Source organism: Variovorax sp. LjRoot290 (assembly GCF_964253985.1).
In the GTDB taxonomy this organism is placed as follows: Bacteria; Pseudomonadota; Gammaproteobacteria; order Burkholderiales; family Burkholderiaceae_C; genus Variovorax.
Genome location: NZ_CAXURW020000002.1, coordinates 1,589,742 through 1,613,368 on the forward strand (window position 1 = coordinate 1,589,742; position 23,627 = coordinate 1,613,368).

Sequence of the window (23,627 nt, forward strand, 5' to 3'; positions counted from 1 at the left end):
CGATGGCTTCACCATACAAACAGGTGCAAGACGGCGCGTCGGGCGGATCACCCAATTTCGGCCACGCGGCGGCATGGGTAGTCTCACCCAGTAGACCCGGCGGGTCAGGCGAGCTGGTGCTGGTAGGCGTAAGCGGTGGCGGCGCTGCGCGAAGCGACGGCGATCTTGTCGAAGATGTTGCTCACATGCCGGTCGATCGTCTTTTCGCTCACGAACAGCTCGTTCGCAATGGTCTTGTTGGTCCTGCCGGTGGCGATCAGGCGCAGCACCTGCAGCTCACGCGGGGTCAGGCCATGCGCCTGCGCCTTCGCCGCGCGGCACATCTGTGCGTCGATGCCGGCAAGGTCGGGCGCGGCGCCCAGTTGATCGAACACGGCACGGGCCGCTTCGAGCTCGAGCCTGCATCCTTCGTCGTCGCCGAGTGCGCGACAGGCCAGCCCCACCATCACACGGACGCGGGCGGTCATGTACGGAGCCTCGACTTCCTGCCACACCGCCGCTGCGCGACGCAGCGAGCCGAGCGCGGCCTGCGCGTCGCCGTCGGCCAGCTCGAGGGCCCCTCGGGCGTGCGCGGCCATCGCATCGAGCACGCCCGTGTCGAAGCTCCGGGCGACCTCCTGCAGCTCGCGGCAGGCGCTGCGCGCCTGTTCGATGTCGCCCACGGCCAGCATGATGTCAACGCAAGCGGGCAGCAGGCGCATGCGCTGGCGCCCCGTGGTCGCGCCCACGACACGGCGGATCGCTGCGGCTGCCGTGTTCGCGCGTCCCTGGGCGAGCCGCAACAGCGCAAGTCCAGGCTGCGGTTCCTGCCCTGACTCGCTCGCGCTGCGATACGCCTCCTCCGCCGCCGCAAACTCCCCGCGAAGCCGATGCACTTCGGCCTGCTGATAAAACGCGGCGCCTACCGCCTGCGCGTTTCCAGCCTGAGAGCAACGGCTGCGGGCGCGGCGCGCCTCCTCGATCGCCTCCGGCCAGGCGCCGCGCAACTGCATGATCTCCGAGCGATGCACCCGGCAAACGCCCGAGAAAGCGAGCATCTCGGGTTGCGCCTCGCACCACTGCGCCAGTGCAGTGGTCCACTCGCGGGCACGGTCCAAGGCGTAGACCTGCTGACAGCCTTCGATCACGCTGCAGTAGATCAAGCCGGTGACCAGAGGCGACAGCTCGCCTGCGGTCACGGCGACCATGGCCTCGTCCAGCAGCGCGAGGCCCGCCTCGACCTTCCCTTCGTGGATCAGGACCAGGCCCTGCAGGTGCCGTGCACACGCGACCAGATCGACTTCGCCGAAGCGCTCTCCGATTCCGGCGGCATCGGCCGCGCTCGCGTAGGCAGCGCGGCTATCGCCCGCATTGAGCTGTTGCCGCGCGACCGGCAGCATCAGGTAGCCCTGCTCGACGCACTCCCGTCCCTCGCGTTCGAGCAGCCGCTGGGCGCGCGCGAGCCATCCGGTCGCGCTGCCCGTCTCGCCTCGAAACAGAAGACGCAGGCCCAGCCAAAACGCGCAGCGAACAGCGCGCGCGCCTTCGCCTGCGTTCAAATGAGCCTGGTGTGCGCGAGCCAGCGCCTTCAAGTAGTCTTCATCCCGTCCGACCAGGTATGCCGAGATCGCCAACGACTCGAGATCCTCGGGTCCCAGCGGCGCAGTCTGGTCAGCGGCAGCGAGCGATTCGCAAGCACCCGCCCAGGCTCGTCGGCGGAAGCATTCACGGCCGCGTTCGAGTTCATCACAAAACAGCGCGGCGCGGGCGTCTGGGCAGTGTTGGTCAGGGTCGCTCATTCGCTTCAATCCCGTCTGCAGCGAATCTAGCAGACAGGTGATGCCATATTCTGCGCGTGTGTTCTGCTGCTACCGCTGCGTCTGTCGAGCGCGTGATAGTGCCGTGCCCAGCGCGATCCGTTGGGGCGCGAGGATGTGCAGCCGCTTGACATCCGCCATGGCCTTCGCGGCTGCGATCTCGAGTTCGCAGGCCGACAGCCGATCCTGCAAGGCCTTGGCACGGGGGCCTGCGCGCTCCAGCACCCAGACGTTCATCTCGCTGTGGACAGCGCGGATGCACCGACCACGGCGTCGTAGAGGCGCCGGGCCTTGAGGATCTGTTCGGATGCGGCGGCTTCGCAGTGCTGGTCCAGGCGAGCACCGAACTCGTAGACCACGATGTCCGCGGGCGCCGAAATCCAGGGTTCGATGAGGAGCGGGCGGGCGGTGGACGCAGGCGTGGCGCCAACCTCGGCGCCTTTCGCCTCAAGCAGGAACGCTTCTGCAATCTTCATGGCTAACGCTTGCCGGGCTGCGCCTGACGTTGTCGGACGGCGCTGAGGATCCCGCGCAGGATGTCGATCGGCGGTGGAGGACAGCCCGGTACCGCCACATCGACAGGAATCACGTTCGCCACCTTGCCACAACTGGCATAGCTCTCGCCGAAGATGCCGCCGGTGCAGCCGCAATCACCGACGGCGACCACCAGCTTCGGTTCCGGCGTGGCGTCGTAGGTGCGCCGCAATGCCTCTTCCATGTTGCGCGACACCGGCCCGGTGACCAGCAGCATGTCGGCATGGCGCGGACTGGCGACGAACTTGATGCCGAGTCCCTCGATGTTGTAGTAGGGGTTGTTGAGTGCGTGGATCTCGAGTTCACAGCCGTTGCATGAGCCGGCATCGACCTCGCGGATCGTGAGCGCCTGGCCAAGGATGGCGAGGATGTCGCGCTGGATGCGATCGACCGCGGCGTGTTCGGCATCGTCAACCTGCGGCGCCGGCTCGGTGACGATGCCGGTGCGGACGATCTGCTTGAGGATGTGCCACATCAGAGGTCGTGCCCCGAATAGCTGAGGTTGAAGGACTTGTTGATCAGCGGGAAGTCCGGAACGATGTTGCCGATGATGGCGTGCTCGAGCACTGGCCAGTTCTGCCAGGACGGATCATGGCAATGGCAGCGCACGATGCGACCATCGCCCCCGATCTCCAGTGCGACGAAAACCTCGCCCCGCCAGCCTTCCACCCAGCCCGCACCCAGCGATGCCGAGGCCGGAGGCTGAAGCTCGGCGCGAGCAGCGCCGTCCGGCAAGCCAGCGCAGATGGCGCGGATGAGCCGCAATGACTCGAAGGCCTCTTCGAACCGCATCGTCACGCGCGCAGCGACATCGCCGTCGCTGGAGGTGGCCATCGCAACCTTGAGCCGATCGTAAGGCGGCCATGGGAAGCTGCAGCGCAGATCGGCCGTCTGCCCGCTGGCGCGTCCCGCAAGGCCCGAGAGGCCGAGTCGCGCGGCCAGTTGGGGCGTCACCCGCCCGGTGCCGACAAAGCGGTCCTGCAGGCCCGCATGTTCGTCGTACACACGTCGCAGCGCGCGCACCTCTCGCTCGATCACATCGCACTGCATGCAAAGGCGATCCCGCTTCATTGGCGTCAGATCGATCGCCACGCCGCCGGGCACGATGGCGTCCATCATCAGGCGGTGGCCGAAGATCTCCTTGGACAGGCGCAACCAGTCTTCGCGCAGGCGCGAGAACTGCGCCAGGCCGAAAGCCAGGGCCGCATCGTTCCCAAGAGCGCCGAGGTCGCCCAGGTGATTGGCCACACGCTCGCGCTCCAGCATCAGCGCACGCAGCCAGGTGGTGCGGTCCGGGACCTCGCCGCCCCAGGCCGACTCGAGCGCCATGCTGTAGGCCCAGGCGTAGGCCACCGTCGTGTCGCCCGAGATGCGTCCCGCGAGGCGGTGCCCCTCGAGCGGCATCAGTTCCGTGAACCGGCGCTCGATGCCCTTGTGCGTGTACCCGAGGTGCTGTTCGAGCCTGAGCACCTTCTCGCCCACGACGGAGAACCGAAAGTGGCCGGGCTCGATGATGCCGGCATGCACGGGCCCGACGGCGATCTCGTGCACGCCGTCGCCGTCGACGCGCACGAAGGGGTAGTCGGCAGGTAGCGCACCGGCGGTAGCAGCTGCTTCGGGCTGGGGTTTGTGTTGCAGTGGCGATGATCCGGGCGGCCACACCCCGTGGTCGAGCCAGGGGCGATCGTCACGGCTACCCTCGGCCCGGATGCCTGACAGGTCGGCCACGGCGCGTTGCATGCGCGCCGCGCACGGGAATGCGATTGCCAGATCGGGGAACTCTTGCGCTGCATCGTCCAGCTTCAGTTCGAGCCAGACCAGCCCCTCGGAAACGGCATAGGCTGCACACGCCGCCATGGCCTCGCCGGATGCGCTGCGATCGACGCCCCAGACTGAGATCAGGCGTCCACCCGTGTCCGCGATGCTGCGCGCCATTGCGCTCCATGCGTCCCGACCCACCCGCCCATGCCAAATGGGCGTCGGCGCCGACAGGCGCCGCAGATCGAGTCCGAGTTCCGGCCGTGCCATTTGCTCAGTTCCCCAGCATCGCCGCCGCCTGGACGTACCAGGCGTTGAGATAGGGTGGGATGTAGACGCCGAGCATCAGGCCAAGCGCCAGATGCACGAACACCGGAACCAGGGCCGGCGGATGCGCCAGGGGCTTGACGTTGGTCTCGCCGAAGACCATCGGCTGGACCCGGCTGAAGACGGATGCAAACGCCAGGCCCAGGGCGATCAGCAGGAACGGAGTCGCCCAGGGCTGCTCGCGCATTGCGGTCGTGACGATCAGGAACTCGCTGGCGAAGACCCCGAACGGCGGCATGCCGAGGATGGCGAGCGATCCGAGCATCAGTCCCCAGGCGACCGTCGGGCTGACCTTGATGAGCCCGCGGATGTCTTCCATGATCTGGGTGCCCGCCTTCTGCGTGGCATGGCCGACGGCAAAGAAGATCGCGGACTTGATCAGCGAATGCACCGTCATGTGCAGCAGCCCGGCGTAGTTGGCGATCGGGCCGCCCATGCCGAAAGCGAAGGTCATCATCCCCATGTGCTCGATCGACGAGTAGGCGAACATGCGCTTCACATCCTTCTGCCGGATCAGGAAGAACACTGCCGCCACCACCGACAGCAGGCCGAAGCCCATCATCAACCGGCCGGCCAGAGGATAGTGCAGCGCACCATCGGTCAGCACCTTGCAGCGCAGGATTGCGTAGAGTGCGACGTTCAGCAGCAGGCCCGACAGCACGGCCGACACCGGCGTCGGACCCTCGGCATGCGCGTCCGGCAGCCAGTTGTGGACCGGCACCAGCCCGACCTTGGTACCGTAGCCGATGAACAGGAACGCGAACGCCAGCGTGATGATGTTCGGGTCGAGCTGGTCCTTCACTGCATCGAGGTTGGTCCAGAGCAAGGCGCCGCCCTCGGGGCCGATCACCTTTTCGGCCGCCATGTAGAGCAACACCGTTCCGAACAACGCCTGGGCGATGCCCACGCCGCACAGGATGAAGTATTTCCATGCGGCCTCGAGACTGGCCGCGGTGCGATAGACGCTGACCAGCAGCACGGTGGTCAGCGTGGCGGCTTCCATCGCGACCCAGATGATGCCCATGTTGTTGGTCGTCAATGCCAGCAGCATCGTGAAGCTGAACAGCTGGTACATGCTGTGGTACAGGCGCAGGCGCGGCGGCGTCATCTTGCCGTGATCGCGCTCCACGCGCATGTAGGGGCGCGAGAAGATGGAAGTGGTCAGGCCGACGAATGCGGTCAGCGTGACGAGAAAGACGTTCAGCGGGTCGATGTAGAACTCGCGGTCCCACACCAGCATCGGCCCGCTCTTGACGATCTGCGCCGTGAGCACGCAGGCGGCGACGAAGGTGCCCAGGCTGAAGGCGACGTTGACGTCGCGCGCGTTGTCGCGATGGCCGACCAGCGCCAGCACCAGTCCGCCGGCCAGCGGAGTTGCGAGGAGGAAGGCCAATGCGAGCACCTCAGTCGTCCTTCAGATTTTCGAGGTGGCGGATGTCCAGGCTGTCGAATTGCTCGCGAATCTGGAACATGAACACGCCCAGGATCAGCACGCCGATCAGCACGTCCAGCGCGATGCCGAACTCGACCACCATCGGCATGCCGTAGGTTGCCGACGTGGCGGCAAAGAACAGGCCGTTCTCCATCGCGAGGAAGCCGATCACCTGCGGAACCGCCTTCGCACGCGTGATCATCATCAGGAACGACAGCAGCACGCAGGCCAGCGCGATGCCCAGTGTGCCGCTGGCCAGCGCTGACGACAGCTGGGAGATCGGTATCGCCAGATTGAACGCGAAGATCACGACCCCAATGCCGATCAGCATCGTCGTCGGGATATTGATCAGTGTCTCGACGTCCCAGCGGATGTTGAGACGGTCGATGACCCGGTGCAGCAGGTACGGGATCAACAGCACCTTGAGCACCAAGGTCAGCCCGGCCGACAGGTACAGGTGGTGCTGGTCGGTCGCAAAGCCGACCACGGCGGTCGCGAGCGCCAGCGCAGCACCCTGCATCGTGAACAGGTGAATCAGGGTGAGGATGCGCCGCTGCGAGATCATCGCGAATGCGAGCATCAGCAGCACCGCACCGAGCAGGTTGACAAGTTGGGTCAGGATGCTGCTGCTCATGTCACTGGTTGAGCAGCAGGTGCACCAGCATGCCGATCACCGCAAGCAGAAAGGCGGTGGCCAGGAACTCGGGCACGCGGAAGATGCGCATCTTGGCGCTTGCCGTCTCCAGCGCAGCAAGCAGAAAGCCGCCCACGGCGAGCTTGATCACCAGCACGGGCAGCGCCAGCAACATCTCCAGCGGCGCCTGGGCCTCGGCAACGCCCCAAGGGAAGAACAGGGCCAGGCCGATGCACGAATAGGCGAACAGCTTCAGGCTGGCCGCCCATTCGATCAGCGCCAGGTGGCGGCCCGAGTACTCGAGGATGAGCGCCTCGTGGATCATCGTCAGCTCGAGGTGCGTGGCCGGGTTATCGACCGGGACGCGCGCGTTCTCGGCCAGCGACACCATCGTGAATGCAACCCCGGCAAAGGCCATACCGGGATAGATCGCCAGTTCGCGGTGCGCCAGCGTCTCGACTATCGTGGTGAGCGAGGTCGACTGGGAAATCAGCGAAGCCGAGAACAGCACCATCAACAGGGCGGGTTCGGCAAGAAAACCAACCAGCATCTCGCGCCGCGCACCCATGGTGCCGAACGCGGTGCCGATGTCCATGGCGGCCAACGAGATGAACACTCGCGCCAGGGCGAACAGGCCGACCAACGCGATCGCATCGGCCGCTGGCGCCAACGGCAGATCGGTCGACAGCGTGGGGATAATGGCGCAAGCCAGCACCATGCAGCCGAACATCACATAGGGCGCGACGCGAAACAGTCGCGATGCATGGTCGGCGACCATCGACTCCTTGTTGAACAGCTTGTGCAGCATCCGGTAGGGCTGCCAGAGGCTGGGCGCGGACTTGTTCTGGAGCCACGCGCGCCACAGGTTGACCCAGCCGGTCAGCAGGGGCGCCAGCCCGATCGCGATGACGATCTCCAGCAACTGCGACATGAAGCCGGCGAAGCTCATGGCGACCTCATCGCATCACCACGAGCAACGTGGCCACCAGCGTCAGGAAGCTGTACAGCAGGTACACCGAGATCCGCCCTTGCTGCATGAGGCCGATCAGTCGCGCGAGGTACGCCGCCAGATCGGCGATGGGCACATAGAGCCAGCGCCAGAAGTGATCCTCCACCGTCACGCGGTAGCGCGGTTTCGCGTCGAAGGGCGTGGGCAGATCACGCCGCATCAGGAAGAAAGGTTCGAAGATCTGGCGGATCGGCTGGCCGAATCCTTCGGCGGTGTCCTGCATGCGTGCTGTGCTCCACGGGAAGCCGCAGGCCCAGGGCAGGCCGCGACGCACGCGGCCGTGGTAGAGCTTCCGCACGAGCAGGAAGGCGAGCGCAAAGCTCCCCAGGATGCCGAGCAGGAAGATCACGGGGCCGTAGCTGGCCTGCGCTAGACTGTTCGGCGCCAACAGCCAGCCATTGGCTGCTACCTTGGCGCCGAGGCCCGACTCGACAAGCTGCTGCGTCACGGGGTCTATCAGCTGAATGAATTGTGTCGGCAGCAGTCCGAGCGCGATGCAGCCGAGCGCCAGCCACACCATACCCATGCGCTCCCAGCGGCCGCCATCGTGGGCGTGGGTGAGCTTGTCCTCGCGCGGCTGCCCGAGGAAGATCACGCCGAAGAACTTGACCATCGTGTAGCCGGCCAGCGCGGCCACCAGAGCGATGAGCGCGGCGACCACCGGGATGAGCATGGTCAGCAACGGCACCGGCAGCCCCGGCGTGAAGAGGAAGCTCTGCAGCAGCAGCCATTCCGACACGAAGCCTCCCAGCGGCGGCAGACCCGCGCTGGTCAGCACGCCCAACAGCGTGAGCCAGGCTACCCAGGGCATGCTTCGGATCAGGCCTCCCAGCTTGCCGAGGCTTCTCTCGGAAGTGGCATGAAGCACGCTGCCGGTGCCGAGGAAGAGCAAGCTTTTGAAAAAGGCGTGGCTCGCGACGTGATAGAGGCTCGCGGTCAGCGCGAGCGCGGCCATCGGCTTCATGCCGTAGGCCGAGAAAATCAAGGTCAGGCCCATGCCGACGAACAGCAGGCCCATGTTCTCGATCGACGAATAGGCCAGCAGCCGCTTCATGTCGGTCTGCACCGCCGCGAAGATCACACCGAACAGGGCGGTCGCCAACCCGACTGCCAGCAGCAGCCCACCCCACCACCACAAGTGCGTGTGCAGCAGGTCGAAAGACACGCGCAACAGACCGTAGATGGCCGTATTGAGCATCACCCCACTCATCATGGCCGAGACCGGAGATGGCGCGGCGGGGTGGGCTTCGGGCAGCCACACATGCAAGGGCAGGATGCCGGCCTTGGCGCCGAATCCCAACACGGCGAGCAGGAAGCCGGCCGAGGCCCAGAACGGCGACAGTGCCTGGGCGCGCATGTTGGCGAAGGTGTAGTCGCCCGTGTTGGCCTGCAGCACACCGAAGCACAGCAGGACAGCGATCGCACCGATTCTCGCCATCGTGATGTAGAGATAACCGGCGCTGCGCACCTCGGCCATGCGGTGGTTCGCGGTCACCAGGAAGAACGACGACAGCGCCATCGTCTCCCACATCACCATGAATGAATACGCGTCGTCGGCGAGGATCACCCCCACCATGCTGACCAGAAATACGTGGTACTCCAGGCACAGCAGGCCGGGTGGCGTGCCTTCGCCCTTGCGGAAGTATCCGGCCGCAAATGTGGAGATGCCGGCTGACGCGCCACCGACCACCATCAGGAAATAGGCCGACAGGCTGTCCAGGCGGAGATGGAACGGCAATGCCGGCAGCCCGATGGGCAGCACGGCGACCTCGGGGGGGCCAAGCAGTGCGTCCAGGGCCAGGCCGAAGAGCGCCAATCCGAGCAGTGCCCCGATAGGGAAGAGCACTTGGGACACCAGGCTGAATCGATGCAGGGCGAAGATCCCAGTGGCCCCCACGATCAACCAGGCCACCGTCACAACGAGTATCCAGTCGAGATGGAGCCATTGCGCGACGGGAGGCAGGCTGCTCATGACTCAGGCCTTGGGGCGCACGGCTCGACGCCTCACGGCCGAAGGAGCGGCGTCCGGCGAGCCCGATTTCGGCCACAGCGCCGGTAAGTCAAAGCGGGCGGCGAACTCACGCGCGCTCACGCCGCGCGCCATGTATTGGACACCGTGCTGCGCGAGATAGTCACGGGTCAGCTGTCGCACCATCTGCGACGCCGTCCGATCCTGCGGCGCACAAAGCCGCTCGAAGGCTTCCTTCTTATGAGGATCAATGAGCAGAGTCAGGCGCGCAGTTTTGAGCTCCATGGATCCTCAGCATGGCAATGCAACAGGTACCCGCGACACATAGTATATGAACGCCATGCAATTGGAGAGGTCTAGCTTCGCTGGTCTCTCAGCACCGATGCGATCAGTGCAAACCCTGCGAGCAACTGGCTGGCGGCGCCTGGGTCGAGGTTTGGCGGCCTGCGAATCGCTCCCAAGCGGTACGTCTCGAGGGCATCACCTTTGCAGGCAAACACGATGCTATGGCTCTCCTCGCCGTCATCGACCACCAGGACCGAGCCATTGAAACTGCGACGGATGTGAGCCAGGTGCTCGTCGGTTTCAGGGTCACCGTACTGCAAATTGACCACCATGATTCCGTCGGGCTGGAGCGACTCGCGGCAGTCGTCGTAGAAGCTTCGAGAAGACAGCTGCGCGGGCAGTCCCTCAAGGTCATAGCCGTCGACGATCAATACGTCGAAACGATTTGGACCACGGCGTACAAAGTCCGCCCCATCGGCTTGAAAAACGATGAACCGCGCGTCATCGCGCGGTATGTGGAACTCCTCGCGCAACGCGATCACCATCGGATTGATCTCGGCGATCTGGATTCGAGCGCGGCTCAAATGGCGGTAGCAGAATTTGGCCAGCGACCCGCCGCCCAAGCCGACCATCCCAATGCTGCGCGGCTCCGGCTTGAAAAGCAGGAACCCCATCATCGTGCGTGTGTACTCGAGAGCGAGCGCGTACGGGTCGTTGAGTCGCATGCGGCTTTGAGTGTGACTGATACAGAAGTGGAGAGCCTTGGAGCTGACGGTCTCGTAAATGAAGGGTTTGATGTGCTGCGCAGATGCGGAACTGTCGGACATGGGCAAGGTTGGTCTACTGTTTCTTGATTGGGGAGCTCTGGTTTCAGCGCGTGGCCATATGTACCAGCGAGGCACGAACGTGATCAGTGTCCATGTTGGTGATCACCACGCGCGGGGTGAGGAACGTCGGCTGGTTGATTTGGAGATTGGGCACTACGAGCAGACATTGGGTCCGTGCATTGTTCGGGGCAGTCATCCTGTGGTGGGCCAGCACCCCTTGACGTACGACGTCCGTCGAGGCGATGTCCGCGAGCAAGGTGACAATCACCACTCGATCCAGCCCGAGGTCCAGCGTTGCGACGTCGTCCCCCTTTTGAGAGGTCGATTCGATCTGACCTGCCACCAGCTCAGGGTCGTTCTTCAGGATTTGCCTGATCATTTCCAGCAGGCAATCGCGCATGATCGCCTCCGGGAATGCGCCGGCTGTCTCCGCAGCCCGAATCAGGCCTGCCAGCCCCAACAGGTTGGCATCGCCTCCGTCGTACCGCACGCATCGCAATCGCCACTCGGGGTGCTGTTGACATGCGGTATCAACCTCGCGCGGGTCGGCAGCGCCATAGCACGCTGCATCCAGCCAGGTCATGGCTTCTTCGAAGGCATCGATCGACGCCAAGGCATTGGGAAACTGTCGTGCATAGGACTTCGGGTCCCGAACACCGTTGCGTGCGCGCATGAGCGGCGCTGCGAGGTGTACACGGTCACCCTCGCGCCAGAGTGCTGCACAAACTCGTGGTTCCCCGCCGGGCGGCAGAAACTGCACCAGCATCAGGTTGTGGTTGAGATGTGATCCGCCGGCCGCGGCGGGCTTGTTGAAATGCTGTTGGGGCATGGTGTCGCCTCAGGCCCCTCGAACGACGTTGATCAACCGTCGTCTCGGTGAGCACCGCCGGCCAACTCGAACTGCAATTGCCGTCGCTGCCAGAACAACAACAAGAGTCAGACGAACGAACCCCACGTCATCGAGCCTCCGCACGGCAAGTGTGGCCAGCGACGCGGTTTCTCGGCGCTGGGCTAGCCAACGCGCTCAAGGAGGCATAAGCTTCAAGGCAAATGTAATGCGTTGAATGTGTAATTGCAATGGTAATGATATTACCATGTTTGGTGGGCACGGAGGCCGGATCGCTGCAGGCGTGGCCAACCGTGATGCGGCGATGCAGCAGAGGCGTTACCCGTCGCCGCCCGTACGGCCGACAACAACAACGAGAAGGCGCCGGAATGTTCAAGGCCTTGATGGATCGGCTCGATCACCACAACATCGACGTTTCGGGCATCGTCAACTAGAACCTGGGAGACCGAAGCAACAGCTGTTCCGTCAACGCACCCCTCCAACGGCTTGCGAGAGCGGCCTTGTCTCTCCCACAAAGTCCGCACCCCTGCGATGAAGTCGACGAGACAGGAGATGAAACGACCTTCTTCAAACAGGTGTGACCTGCACGGCGTAGCCGATTTGTTGGAGCCGTCGGATGAGGCGGTTGGCGGTTTTATGGGCGTCTGCGTGGTCGAAGTGTGCGGCGCCGAGGTCGTGCCATTCGGTACCGTCGCGCAACATGTGCCAGGCGGCTGTGAGCATCGAGGCGGCCACGCCGATGATGGCCTTCTTGGCGCCGCGGCGGGCACGCAGACGGTGGAACTGCGCTTGCAGGTAGCCACCTTTGACCCTCACGGCGGACCATGCGGCCTGCACCAGCGTGGTCTTGAGCCATTTGCCGCCGCGGCGCAGCCGGGTGCTGCGGCGCTTGCCGGCGCTCTCGTCGTTGCGCGGGCACAGGCAGGCCCAGGACAGCAAATGGCCGGGTGTGGCGAAGCGCGACATGTCGATGCCGATCTCGGCCACGATGACATGGGCGCTGACAGCGCTCAGGCCCGGCATGGTGCTCAGGAGCCTGGCGGCTTGTCGAAACGGTTGGAGCCCCAGCCCCACCTCCTTTTCGATGTCGGCGATGGCCTTGTCCAGCGCGTCGATGTGCCCCAGGTGCAGCTTGAGCATGAAGCGGTGGTGCGTACTGACGCGCCCGCGCAGCGCCTCCAGCAACTCGGCGCGGCTGGCCTTGACGCGGCCAATGCAGGAGATCAGGCGCTCGGGGTCGTCGTGGCCGTCGATGATGGCCTGCAGCACCGCGCGCCCGCTCTTGCCCAGGATGTCGCTGAGCACGACGCTGAGCTTGAGGTTGGCGTCTTCGAGCACCTTCTCGATGCGCTGAGCATGAGCGCTCCTCTCGCGCACGAACTGCTTGCGCGTGCGCGTGAGGGTGCGCAGCTCCTGCACGGCCACCGGCGGCACGAAGCTGGCGCGGATCAAGCCGTGGGCCAGCAGATCGGCCAGCCACATTGCGTCGTTGACATCGGTCTTGCGCCCAGGCACGTTCTTCACGTGCGCAGCGTTGGCCAGCACCAGTTCGAAGTGGCCTTCGAGCACGTGCCACACCGGCTTCCAATAGACGCCCGTGGCCTCCATACCCACCTGCTCGACGCCGAACGAGTCGACCCAGTCAGCCAGGGCCAACAGACCCGAGGTGCTGGTGGCAAAGGTGCGCACCTCCTGCAACGGGGGGCCGTCGCCGGCGATGCGAACGCACGCCACCACGGTTTGCTTGTGAACGTCCAGGCCCGCGCAGCGCGGATAGATGACTTCCATGATCGCCTCCAATGTGCGGCGACATCGGCGTGCGGCCCACGTCATCGAAGTCTGAGATGCGTGCTCAGGGGCGAAACGCCCCAGGCGACAGTAGGGGGTGCTCGTGGAGCCGCGGGTCCAACTGATATAAGGGTTCGAGGCACCAAGGACAAACCGACCTCTTTGCCGGACGCCGCCCCTCAATTACAACAAGGTTTCATGCGTCGTGGGTCGCGCCAGGCGCGGTGGAGCAACTCATATGGATCGGGGTCAGATTGGTGCTCCCGCAAGATAAAGGCAGTAGGCATGCGCATATCGGGAGCACCGAGCAACTCGGCAGAGTCATACGGACCGTGATCACCGCCGACTTGGTGATGAGTATCGACAACGTGTTGGCGATTGCCGCGGCAGCTGAAAGCACCGCCATCCGGCACAAGATGCCGATCGTAGTGTTCGGGCTGCTGGTAAGCATCCCCATCATCGTTGTCGGCAGCCGCTTGGCATTGCGGCTGATGGATCGCTACCCGATCGTCGGGACCGCAGGTGGATTACTTCTTGGCTGGATCAGCGGTGTCATGCTGGCCACCGATGTCGGGATCGCGTGGATGGTCCCGCAGAATGCCATTGCAAGGTACGTCTGCGGCGCGGTAGGCGCTGTTTTAGTGGTCATGCTCGGCAGACTGTCGGCTGCGAGAGCTTCCAGGACAGCTCACGAGACCGAGCCGGGCGGATGCGGGTGAATCGTGGTTCAAATATCTCAGCTCGCAATACCAAGCAGGTCGAGCACCCCGCATACGAAAGTGAGCGGATGAGGCGGACGAGAAGCCATGCGGCCGGAGCTGCGGTCTCCCAGCCACGCAGGAAGATCAGTGCATGATCCGCGGTGTAGACGAGCACGAACGACAAGGCCATCAGGTTCAGCAGTGCGTAGTGCACCCCCAGATGCCGCTTCGATGTGAAGTGCGGCCCCAGGTAGCCGACCGCATAGACGCTGCCCAGCAAGGTCATCGGGAGTGACCAGGCCAGGAAGAAGGCGCCGAGTGCGTCCAACCGTACCCGCAGCGCGCCCGCCGGCTAGGCCCAGGCCAGTTCGCCGACCACGGGTGCTCCACCGGCCAGAATAGGTGTCACCGTTGCACAGATCAAGGCCGTTGCGACCACTTGCGACAATATCCCGATGCCAGCATGCGTGGCGCTGCGCACGGGCAGCAACAGGCTGCGGCGCCCAGCACCAAGACGAATACGGCGGCGCTGAGGGCCGTCATTGGTGTTCCAGAGCCTTGGGCGCCGCGAAGCCGTCTCGAACTCGTCCGGTTGCGCGCTTCAGCGAACCGGACGGCCAAGCCGCGTGCGGTGCGCAGGAATCAACGAGACAATGCAATGAACAGCTCCGGCATCTCGGCCAAAGCGGGCATCAGAAACGCCTTGGCCTGGCTTGCAATTCGATTGCGCTGGATGATACTGTTATTATCATGAAACTGACATAGGGATAGCTCATGGAACTCAAGACAGCGCGCCTGACGGTGCTGATCGATCCCTCGAAGAAAAAGGCCTTCGAGGCACTTTGCGCCCGCCAGGATGTCACGCCTTCGCAGGTCGTTCGACGTCTGATTCGCGACTACTTGGCGCACCACGGCGTCACCTTCGTCCCAAGCGGAATGGAGCAAGACGAGGAAATGGCTGCGAAGCCCTGATCGACGCTGACGCGAGCGAGAGCATTTGAGAAAACTGTCGGACGGTACAGTGGTTGGTGTCGGCGGCCCGAAAATCTTTGCCCAGTTCGGATGCTGGGCGCATGCATTTTTCTCGGGGACGGTCTGCGAAGCGCGATCTGGTCCCAATGGCTCTGGTCGATACGTGCTGTCGGTGACGGGGACTGCGAAACTTCGAGGGCCGCTCGCGGCGGCCCCCGGTCAGCACGAGAGTCGCCGAGCCACATGGCGATCCTCGGCCTTGTGCGCAACTCGACGATTGAAAGTGTCAAGCCCAGCGGCGGCCATGACAACGCGGCGGGCGGTATTTTGCGTAGCCGCCTCATCAGGCACTGAATGTCTTCTCCCAACGAAATAGAGAAACGAGCAGACGTGAATGACCGCGTGCCGCCGCATGAACTCGACGACGATCAATTGGCCGAGTTGGCCCGGGAATGGCGCAGTCGGGCCGCACGCGGGGATGAGCTCGCCTTTGGCCTCGCGCATGCTTTCGAGGCCGAACTTCGTCGCCGCGTGCGGGACAGCCAGGTCTCGCCTCTCGCGACGCCCGAGCAACCGAGCAGCCCCGAACCGCGGCCATGGTGGAAGTTCTGGTGAAGCATCAGTTTGATGCGTAATCCGACAGTACCGAATCGCTATCCACCCGCTCTGTCCCGCCTCATTTCTGTAAACACCCCGAGCCTGCCTTTTTCCGGCACGCGTTTCGCGTCGCAGGCTCGACTTACAGCTTGACCTCAACCGGCTCAATGCCGAACCAGCGGGAGCAAACGCGCGGCAGCTGTACAGCCGTGCCCGCACGCAACCACCGCATTTCGTGCGCCAGATCCCCTCGTCGCGATCTCAGACCTTCGACAGGATTTCCATCGCCTTGTTGGCGTCGCCCAGGGAGTCGACCGCGATATAGGCCACGAACTGTTTGCCGATCACGGAGGCCGAGAAGCCGCGAAGATTGATTTCCCCGGCGGCAAGCTTTTGCGTCAACTCCGCAGCGATGCCCGGGCGATCCGGGCCCATGACTCGAACCGAGTGAAGGCTTTGCGTCACGTTGAAGCCTACCTGTGCCGCCGCACGGATTTCACGGTCGTTCTGCAGCGGCGTGACATAGACGACCCCCGTCGCGGGCTTGTCCGGCCTACGCCTCGCAACGATGAATTGCAGGTCTGCCCCCGCTTCGCGCAGCGTATCCAGCACCTCGGCAAGGCCGCCGGGCCGGTCCTGGATGTCCGCTGCCCATACATCCGTACGTTCCACGAGAAGATCCATGATTGATCCTCCTTTTCTGCTGGTGACGCGTCCAACCAGAGGCTAGGCCAAAACCTCCGGGTTGACAAGCATGGGTAGAGTGGTGTAGTTGTTTCTGTTTGGAATTCGATCTGCCCGAAAAAAGGAGTGATCGTCATGACTGAACACAGGTCGCCTCGCCATGCCGCGGAGCAGCAGACTGTCGATGTCTCCGAGGCACAGATCGCGGTGCATTGGCCGGAAGAGGACTACGTCGCGCCGCCCGGCGGATTCATCGCGCAGGCCAACTTGACCGACACCGGCATCTTCCAGCGCTTTGCCCTTGACAAATTCCCCGAGTGCTTTAAGGAGTTCGCGGACCTTCTCGACTGGTACCAGCACTGGCAGACGACGTTCGACGCCAGCAACCCGCCGTTCTGGCGCTGGTTCGTCGGCGGCAGGATCAACGCCTGCCACAACTGCGTCGATCGCCACCTCGTCAAACACAAGAACAAGACCGCGATCCATTTCGTGCCCGAACCGGAGAACGAGCCGGTACAGCACCTGACCTATCAAGAGCTGTTCGTCCGCGTCAACGAGTTCGCGGCGCTGTTGCGCGACTTCTGCGGACTCAAGGCAGGCGACCGCGTGACCTTGCATATGCCGATGGTGGCGGAACTACCGATCACCATGCTCGCCTGCGCGCGGCTCGGCGTGATCCACTCGCAGGTGTTCAGCGGCTTCAGCGGCAAGGCTTGTGCCGACCGCATCTGGGATTCCGAGAGCCGCGTGCTGATCACGATGGACGCGTACTACCGTGCCGGCCATCTGCTCGATCACAAGGAAAAGGCTGACATCGCGGTGAAGGAGGCCGCCAGCCTCGGCCAGCAGGTCGACAAGGTCCTGGTCTGGCAGCGCTACCCGGGCAAAACCTCGAGCGCCAAGCAGCTGGTCGAGGGGCGCGACGTCATCGTCAACGACCTGCTCGGTAAGTTCCGCGGCCATCGTGTCGAGCCCGTGCCGATGCCGGCCGAGGCGCCGCTGTTCCTGATGTACACGAGCGGCACCACCGGGCGGCCGAAAGGTTGCCAACATTCGATCGGCGGCTACCTCGCCTACGTCACCTGGACATCCAAATACATCCAGGACATCCACCCCGAGGACGTGTATTGGTGCATGGCCGACATCGGCTGGATCACGGGCCATTCCTACATCGTCTACGGCCCGTTGGCGCTCGCTGCTTCAACGGTCGTGTATGAAGGCGTTCCGACCCATCCGGATGCCGGCCGGCCATGGCGCATCGCTGAACAACTCGATGTCAATATCTTCCATACCTCGCCCACGGCAATCCGCGCGCTGCGGCGCGACGGACCCGACGAGCCAGCGAAATACAGCCACCAATTCAAGCACATGACGACCGTTGGCGAGCCGATCGAGCCAGAGGTGTGGAAGTGGTACCACCGCATGGTCGGCAAGGGCGAAGCCGTCATCGTGGACACCTGGTGGCAGACCGAAACCGGCGGCTTCCTCTGCAGCACGGTGCCGGGCATCCACCAGATGAAACCCGGCAGCGCCGGGCCCGCGATTCCCGGCATTCATCCGGTGATCTACGACGATCAGGGCAAGGAGCTCGCCAGCGGTTCGGGCAAGGCCGGCAACATCTGCATCCGCAATCCCTGGCCGGGCGGCTTCCAGACGATCTGGAAGGATCCCGAGCGTTATGTGCGCCAGTACTACTCGCGCTACTGCAAGGACCCAAAGAGCAAGGACTGGCGCGACTGGCCCTACCTGGCGGGCGACGGCGCGGTGCAAGCGGCCGACGGGTACTACCGCATCCTCGGCCGCATCGACGACGTGATCAACGTTGCCGGCCACCGCCTGGGCACCAAGGAAATCGAATCGGCTGCGCTGCTCGTGCCAGAGGTCGTCGAGGCGGCCGTGGTTCCGGTGGCCGACCCGGTCAAGGGCAAGGTGCCCGACCTGTATGTCGCGTTGAAGCTGGGGCTGGCACCTTCCGCGGAGATTGCCGACCGTGTCTCGGCATCGGTGGTGTCCGAAATCGGCGCCATTGCGCGTCCGCGCCGGGTGATCGTCGTTCCCGACATGCCCAAGACGCGCTCGGGAAAGATCATGCGGCGCGTGCTCGCAGCGATTTCGAACCGTCAGGATCCAGGCGACGTGTCCACCCTCGCCAATCCAGAGGTCGTCGACCGGATCAGGGAGCTGGCCAAATAGAACCTAGAACCGCTCTGTCGCCCGCGACCAGGCATTGAGCTGTTGCGTCTCATCCGAAAGGGCCACTTCAATCTCGGGCGACTGCGCTTCGGGGCCAAACTGCGCCTGCAATCTGAACGCGGTTCTGTCGGCCTGAAATTCGGTCGTTCGCCAAACTTGCCGCCATCATCGCCTACCTGAGGGTGCAGCCCGCGTCAGGAATGAAGTACCCAAGTCGAAATACAACATCCGTCTGCCGACCAGTTACGGCCCGGTCGTCAAGAGCGTGAAGGCACCGGCCACCAGCAAGAAGGTGAAATACGGGGAGTACCTCGCCAACGTCGGCCACCGCATGGAATGCCACACCCCGCGCGACGTCAAGGGCTTGCTGCAGCGCGTCAGCCTGGGCGTAGGCGGCGTTGCCGATCATCGGCTCTTGGTCGAATGGCGGGCGCGCATCGTTTGTTCGATGACGCGGTCCCGGCAGTCAGCTTGTGTTGGCCTTCAGCCGTTCGAAGACTTCGGTCACCCGCGTCCGGCGCTGCGGTTCGACGAAGTCGAAGTTGAGGCCGCGGTCATTCAGTTCCCAGAACACTCGGTCCTGCACGGAAAGGATGCCGTGCTTCGCTTTCTCGATGACAGCCGGCGTCACGCCCCGCAACGAGGCCTCCACGAGCTCCAACTCCTGCGTCAACCCGCACTCGAGGAAATAGGCCGCGAGAATTGCACGCGACTTGACCAAGCCTACGCTCTGCGCGGCGCCGTCGAAGGCGAGCACGGCATCGAGCAGCTCCCGCGCTGGCGCAGCCTTGCGCTCGTAGGCGCGCTCGGTCAGTTCGCTCAACTCGTAACTGACCAGTTCATAGATGAAAGGCAGCCCCTGCATGCGCGCGTACTCGGCGTAAAAGCGCAGGTAGCGTACCAGTCGAGGAACCTGCTCGGGACGGTCGCTGAGGAGGCGACGGATCAGGGCCTTGTACGAGTAGACGACATTGAAGACGGAGGCGTTCTCTTTCTTCTTGATCGCCTCGCGCGTGAAACAATTCAGCATGCGCACGAGCAGGTCGAAGACAGCATCGTTGCGCCGGCACGCCTCTTCGTGCGCGGCGTTCTTGACCGCCTGGGCCATGGCGCTCACGCCGTCCGGCATCTTCCCCAGCACGCTCTTGAAGGCCAGGACCAACTGAATGGCAATGCGGTGCTCCATCCAGATGCGGGCCTCGCTGAGCATGTCGGTGGCGTCGCCGGACAGGCCGACGAGCAGGTCGTTGCTGACCTGGAAGAACTTCTCGGGCAGCCGCGTCTTCACATCGCGCAGGCGAGCCAGTTCCAGCATGTGTGTCTGGATTGCGTCGAACGTCACGTCGCGATCAGCTCGATCCGCCGCGCGCAGCAGCACGCTGCCGAGGTTGGCGATCTTCTGGTTGACGCGATGCTGGGACACAGCCACCGAATACTTGCCGGCGGCAGCGTCGTCGAGTTCGTGCATCAGGCTGTTGCGCACCCGCTTGATGATCGTCAGCGGGTCAATGAAGCTGACGACATAGAAGTAGTACGGCAGTAGCAAGAGCCAGCCGAAGATCGCACCGGCAACCGCAATCGCGAACGGCAGTTGTCCGGTCCATTGGTCGAACGAAAGGCTGAAGGCGAACAGGTTGTGGGCGGCGAGAATCGCGCAGGTGCAGAGCACGAACAGGTTGATACGGTCGCGGATGAAGATTTCGATCAGCTTTGGCGTGTAGAGATTGGCTGTGATCGGGATGGCCAGGGAGATGAAGGTCAACAGCAGGGCGATCAGTGTGTTGTAGGCGCCGGCGAAGGACGAAGAGAGTGCGCGCACCATCGCCGGCGTCGCTCGAAGTTGCGACAGCCGCACGGCCTCCCCGGTGGCTGGGTCAATCGCGTGCGACAAATCCCATGCGGCTTCCAGCCAGAAGAAGATCAGCGTGATGAAAAACAGGGCGACCAGCAGCCTCAGGGCGAATTTGACATGGTCCATGGTGGAAGGGTCACAAGCGATAAGGGCTTTCGGCCAGCATCCCAGCATTCTGGAGCGACACGACGTACTTGTCCGCTTCGCGTCCGCGTCGAACTCAATCTTCACACTCCACTGCGGAGGGGATTTGCCCGGCGCCCGCCGGCACGCAAGATCTGGGTCAATCGGGAGTAATCTTCGCTATTCTTGGAGAATCGCCATGTTCAAACGCATTCTTGTCGCTACCGATGGTTCCGCGCTGTCCGAACAGGCCGTCGCCAAGGCGATCGACCTGAGCTTGCTGACCGGGGCCGAGCTGTTTGCAGTCACTGTGGCTCACCTCGAACCGCACAGCTACTTTGACGGCTCGACCGTGTTGTTGAACGACCGGGAGATCGAAGAGTCGCGTCATCGTTCGGTCGCTGCCGCCCAGAAGTTGGTCGACGCCGTCAAAAGCGCCGCGCACGCCAAGGGGGTTCGCAGTGCGGAGGCCGTGGTCATGAAGTCGAACCTGGTGGCCGAGTCCATCGTCGACGTCGCCAAAACCCACGAGTGCGACTTGATCGTGATGGCTTCGCACGGGCGCCGGGGCCTCACGCGGCTGCTGATGGGTAGCGAGACGCTGCACGTCCTGACCCACTCGCACACGCCCGTTCTGGTACTGCGCTAGTCAGGGCTGCCTGCCACGCGGGCTTTGCGTGCCGGCCACGGACTGCTGCACACCTTATTCTTGCACCATCGTCGCTATCGGCCTGTTTCTTGGGAAACGTGCCGGCGTGCAAGCGCGACCCCCATGGCAGCCGCGATTCGCTCACTCACACCAGCGGCATGCCCCGTATGGCGGCCGCTCGAGCAATTGCGCCTTCCTGTCCGTGATCTGGTTGGGAGGCACGTCGTGCTGCTGGGCCAACGCGACCAGCGTCGTGTCACCACGGACGGCCCCCAACGCCGCCAAGGCCCAAGAACGCTGGTGAGTGATCGCGGCATGGTCTTTGGCTCTTGGTCTCTACGCCTCGTACACCCGCTTCGCAGCTGCGTTTATGGGGCAGAGTTGCCATTCATCGCGGTGTGGGGCCAGCGATCCAGACGGCGCGCTCAACCCTTCGATCGAGACCGTGATCCGCAGCCACAACGAGGGCGAGGCCGATTGCTCATCTAGGAAGCGTCATCGTCCAAAACGCAATGCGGCGCGCCCTGGCAGACGGTGCACTGAAGCCGATCGAGACTCAGACCATCCTCCTCGACAGCGATGGCGTCCGGTTCGTCGTGCGCACGGTGTCGAGCCTCGCGCGCAGGGACAAGGCGCGCCATGGAAGCAAACTCAACATGTGCGCGCGAACCGTGGAACAGCGGCCAAGCGGCTGGCGTCAATCCGGCCGCCATGCCATGTCGATGCGGCCATCGACGATGCCGATGCGCCGGTCTGCCACAGAGGCAAAGTTGGCGTCGTGCGTGACGGCAACCACGGTCTTATCGAACTCGTGGGTCAGGTTGCGCAGGATGTCGCGCACGTTGGTGCTGGCGACCGAATCGAGGTTGCCGGTCGGCTCGTCGGCGAGGATCACGAGCGGGTCGTTCGCCAGCGCACGGGCGATCGCGACGCGCTGGCGCTGGCCACCCGACAACTGGCTCGGCCGCTTGTGGTGCTGGCCCGCTAGGCCGAATCGATCCAATAGCTCGGCGGCGCGCGCCCGGGCCGCTTCGTCGGACACGCGGCCCAGCTTTCGCATGGGCAGCGACACGTTGTCGAGCGTGCTGAACTCGGCTAGCAAGAAATGGAACTGGAACACATAGCCCAGCCGCAACAGCCGAAAATCCGTGAGCCGGTCGTCGTCGAAGCTGCTCGTATCTTCGCCGTCGATCCAGACGCGTCCACGCGTGGGCACGTCGAGCAGCCCCAGCAGGTATAGCAGGGAGGACTTGCCCGAGCCCGAAGGCCCCATCACGCAGACAAACTCGCCGCGCTCGATCTGCAGGCTCACGTCGCTCACCAGCGTAACCGGCACCTCGCCTTGGAGCGTGCGGGTCACGTGTTCGACGCGAATCGCCGGGCCAGACGCCGATTCACCGCCACTCATGCCGCACCCCGCAGGATGTCCACCGGATTTACGCGTCCGGCACGCCGCGCCGGAAGATACGAGGCCGCCAGGCACGAAAGCATCGCAAACGCCGCCGCCAGCGCGTACTGTTCGGCGCCCCAGAACATCGGCAGGTGCACGACCTCGGTCACGCCGGGCGGACGGATCTCGATCTGCTCCAGCAGCCGCATCAGAGACAGGCCGAGCAGTTCGCCTAAGGCGCTGCCGATGAGTCCGACGATCAGCCCTTCGAGTAGGAAAATGCGGCGCAGGTCGCGCGCGTGGAAGCCCATCGACTTCATGATCGCGATGTCGCGCGTCTTTTCCATCACGATGGTCGAGATCGTGTTGTAGATGCCGAACGCGGCCACCACCAGGATCGCCGAGACCACGCTGTACATGATGATGTTGCGCACCAGAAGCAGGCTCAGCAGGTCTTCCGAGGCCTCGATCCACGACACCGACTTGTAGCCCGTGGCGGCCTCGATGGTCTGCGCCACGCTCTGCGCCGCATACGGGTCGGCGACTTGGATGACAAAGCGGTTGACGCGGTTCTCGCGCCCCAGCAACGACTGCGCGCGCTTGAGCAGCACAAAGGCCTGGGCCTCGTCGTACGTGGCGTTGCCGGTGCGAAAGATGCCGACCACGCGCAAGGATCGGCTGGTGCCGTCGGCGGCCAGCACGATCAGCGTACTTCCCAGGCGCAGGCTGAACTTGTCGACCAGGCCGCGGCCGACGACAACCCCGTTGGGGTCGGCAGCAAGCGCTTCGAGCGAGCCCTCGAGCATCTTCTCTTCGATGGTCGTCACATGCTTCATCTTCTCTGGCACCACGCCGGACAAGGTGACGCCCTGCTGGCGCCCAGCGAAGGTGAGCACGGCTGCGTCGGCGAGCACCGGCGCGGCGCGCACACCCGGCAAAGCCTCGATGACGGCCAGCCGCTGCGACCAGCCGCGTATGCCGCGCGTCTCACGCGGCGGCCGCACGTTGTGCACGCTGACTGCGCCATCGGGCCAGCGCATCGCGGCCGGCTGCGCGCGGCCGTGGCGCATCTCGTCGTAGACGGTGATGTGCGGGCTGTTGTCGACCAGACGCTTGAGAAAGTCTGCCTCCGAGCCGCGCATCAGCCCCGACACAGCGAGGAAGAAGGCCACGCCGAGCACGACGCCGGTGAGCGAGACCAGGGTCTGCCGCTTGCGACTAGTCAGGTGAGCCAGCGCGACGTCGAGTGCGATCGCCATG

General features: G+C 64.1%; 22 protein-coding genes and 1 pseudogene. 6 read left to right on the forward strand and 17 right to left on the reverse strand.

From position 1 onward, the window contains the following. Window positions 1-104 precede the first annotated feature (104 nt). From ACSQ9A_RS36745 to ACSQ9A_RS36805, 13 genes are all read right to left on the reverse strand, one after another. Window positions 105-1,778, reverse strand: coding sequence for a LuxR C-terminal-related transcriptional regulator (locus tag ACSQ9A_RS36745; RefSeq protein ID WP_436307631.1), 1,674 nt, complete (start codon window positions 1,776-1,778; stop codon window positions 105-107). Window positions 1,779-1,847: 69 nt separating this feature from the next. Further along, the gene (locus ACSQ9A_RS36750) at window positions 1,848-2,033 is read right to left on the reverse strand and encodes a hypothetical protein (RefSeq protein WP_436307632.1); all 186 of its coding nucleotides are present in this window, start codon (window positions 2,031-2,033) and stop codon (window positions 1,848-1,850) included. Next, window positions 2,030-2,272 carry a hypothetical protein gene (locus tag ACSQ9A_RS36755; protein ID WP_436307633.1) on the reverse strand — a complete coding sequence of 81 codons (243 nt, stop codon included), beginning with the start codon at window positions 2,270-2,272 and terminating at the stop codon, window positions 2,030-2,032. The genes ACSQ9A_RS36750 and ACSQ9A_RS36755 overlap by 4 nt, the downstream gene beginning before the upstream one ends. Window positions 2,273-2,274: 2 nt before the next feature. After that, the gene (locus ACSQ9A_RS36760; protein ID WP_436307634.1) at window positions 2,275-2,805 is read right to left on the reverse strand and encodes an NADH-quinone oxidoreductase subunit B family protein; all 531 of its coding nucleotides are present in this window, start codon (window positions 2,803-2,805) and stop codon (window positions 2,275-2,277) included. Continuing rightward, window positions 2,805-4,358 (reverse strand): NADH-quinone oxidoreductase subunit C, encoded by a 1,554-nt coding sequence (locus ACSQ9A_RS36765; protein WP_436307635.1) that lies wholly within the window; start codon window positions 4,356-4,358, stop codon window positions 2,805-2,807. The genes ACSQ9A_RS36760 and ACSQ9A_RS36765 overlap by 1 nt, the downstream gene beginning before the upstream one ends. A gap of 4 nt (window positions 4,359-4,362) precedes the next feature. Continuing rightward, window positions 4,363-5,817 (reverse strand): hydrogenase 4 subunit F, encoded by a 1,455-nt coding sequence (locus ACSQ9A_RS36770; protein ID WP_436294337.1) that lies wholly within the window; start codon window positions 5,815-5,817, stop codon window positions 4,363-4,365. Between the two features lies 1 nt (window position 5,818). Beyond that, entirely contained in the window at window positions 5,819-6,481 is a 663-nt protein-coding gene (locus tag ACSQ9A_RS36775) for a formate hydrogenlyase (RefSeq protein ID WP_436307636.1), read from the reverse strand. A gap of 1 nt (window position 6,482) precedes the next feature. Continuing rightward, window positions 6,483-7,430: a respiratory chain complex I subunit 1 family protein gene (locus tag ACSQ9A_RS36780; RefSeq protein WP_093110235.1), complete on the reverse strand. Its 948-nt coding sequence runs from the start codon at window positions 7,428-7,430 to the stop codon at window positions 6,483-6,485. 7 nt (window positions 7,431-7,437) lie between these two features. Next, window positions 7,438-9,462 (reverse strand): hydrogenase 4 subunit B, encoded by a 2,025-nt coding sequence (gene hyfB / locus ACSQ9A_RS36785; RefSeq protein ID WP_436307637.1) that lies wholly within the window; start codon window positions 9,460-9,462, stop codon window positions 7,438-7,440. Between the two features lie 3 nt (window positions 9,463-9,465). Beyond that, entirely contained in the window at window positions 9,466-9,744 is a 279-nt protein-coding gene (locus ACSQ9A_RS36790; protein ID WP_436307638.1) for a ribbon-helix-helix protein, CopG family, read from the reverse strand. A 71-nt stretch (window positions 9,745-9,815) separates the two neighbouring features. Then, window positions 9,816-10,571 (reverse strand): fused MFS/spermidine synthase, encoded by a 756-nt coding sequence (locus ACSQ9A_RS36795; RefSeq protein ID WP_436307639.1) that lies wholly within the window; start codon window positions 10,569-10,571, stop codon window positions 9,816-9,818. Between the two features lie 43 nt (window positions 10,572-10,614). After that, window positions 10,615-11,400 (reverse strand): hypothetical protein, encoded by a 786-nt coding sequence (locus tag ACSQ9A_RS36800; protein ID WP_436307640.1) that lies wholly within the window; start codon window positions 11,398-11,400, stop codon window positions 10,615-10,617. Window positions 11,401-11,985: 585 nt separating this feature from the next. Further along, window positions 11,986-13,206: an IS110 family transposase gene (locus ACSQ9A_RS36805; RefSeq protein WP_436307641.1), complete on the reverse strand. Its 1,221-nt coding sequence runs from the start codon at window positions 13,204-13,206 to the stop codon at window positions 11,986-11,988. Window positions 13,207-13,430: 224 nt separating this feature from the next. On the opposite strand from ACSQ9A_RS36805, the gene ACSQ9A_RS36810 reads away from it, so the two are divergent. From ACSQ9A_RS36810 to ACSQ9A_RS36820, 3 genes are all read left to right on the forward strand, one after another. After that, window positions 13,431-13,925 (forward strand): TerC family protein, encoded by a 495-nt coding sequence (locus ACSQ9A_RS36810; RefSeq protein WP_436307642.1) that lies wholly within the window; start codon window positions 13,431-13,433, stop codon window positions 13,923-13,925. Window positions 13,926-14,681: 756 nt separating this feature from the next. Next, window positions 14,682-14,879: a ribbon-helix-helix protein, CopG family gene (locus ACSQ9A_RS36815; protein WP_436307643.1), complete on the forward strand. Its 198-nt coding sequence runs from the start codon at window positions 14,682-14,684 to the stop codon at window positions 14,877-14,879. A gap of 354 nt (window positions 14,880-15,233) precedes the next feature. Beyond that, complete coding sequence (locus ACSQ9A_RS36820; RefSeq protein ID WP_436307644.1) at window positions 15,234-15,494, forward strand: hypothetical protein; 261 nt, start codon at window positions 15,234-15,236, stop codon at window positions 15,492-15,494. Between the two features lie 243 nt (window positions 15,495-15,737). Here ACSQ9A_RS36820 and ACSQ9A_RS36825 read toward each other — a convergent pair whose 3' ends face one another. Further along, a complete protein-coding gene (locus ACSQ9A_RS36825; protein ID WP_093110230.1) occupies window positions 15,738-16,160 on the reverse strand; it encodes an ACT domain-containing protein in 423 nt (140 codons plus the stop codon). 135 nt (window positions 16,161-16,295) lie between these two features. On the opposite strand from ACSQ9A_RS36825, the gene acs reads away from it, so the two are divergent. Next, window positions 16,296-18,353, forward strand: coding sequence for an acetate--CoA ligase (gene acs / locus ACSQ9A_RS36830; RefSeq protein WP_436307645.1), 2,058 nt, complete (start codon window positions 16,296-16,298; stop codon window positions 18,351-18,353). Between the two features lie 466 nt (window positions 18,354-18,819). Here acs and ACSQ9A_RS36835 read toward each other — a convergent pair whose 3' ends face one another. Next, a complete protein-coding gene (locus tag ACSQ9A_RS36835; RefSeq protein WP_436307646.1) occupies window positions 18,820-20,436 on the reverse strand; it encodes a DUF2254 family protein in 1,617 nt (538 codons plus the stop codon). Window positions 20,437-20,527: 91 nt separating this feature from the next. Between ACSQ9A_RS36835 and ACSQ9A_RS36840 the strand changes: the two genes are divergently transcribed. Further along, window positions 20,528-20,977 carry a universal stress protein gene (locus ACSQ9A_RS36840; protein ID WP_436307647.1) on the forward strand — a complete coding sequence of 150 codons (450 nt, stop codon included), beginning with the start codon at window positions 20,528-20,530 and terminating at the stop codon, window positions 20,975-20,977. A 512-nt stretch (window positions 20,978-21,489) separates the two neighbouring features. Beyond that, window positions 21,490-21,621, forward strand: a pseudogene (locus ACSQ9A_RS36845) (hypothetical protein); the annotation flags it as partial. Window positions 21,622-21,674: 53 nt separating this feature from the next. Here the strand turns inward: ACSQ9A_RS36845 and ACSQ9A_RS36850 are convergent. Beyond that, window positions 21,675-22,337, reverse strand: coding sequence for an ABC transporter ATP-binding protein (locus tag ACSQ9A_RS36850; RefSeq protein ID WP_436307648.1), 663 nt, complete (start codon window positions 22,335-22,337; stop codon window positions 21,675-21,677). Window positions 22,338-22,381: 44 nt separating this feature from the next. Next, the gene (locus tag ACSQ9A_RS36855) at window positions 22,382-23,626 is read right to left on the reverse strand and encodes an ABC transporter permease (RefSeq protein WP_093110224.1); all 1,245 of its coding nucleotides are present in this window, start codon (window positions 23,624-23,626) and stop codon (window positions 22,382-22,384) included. Window position 23,627: the final 1 nt, after the last annotated feature.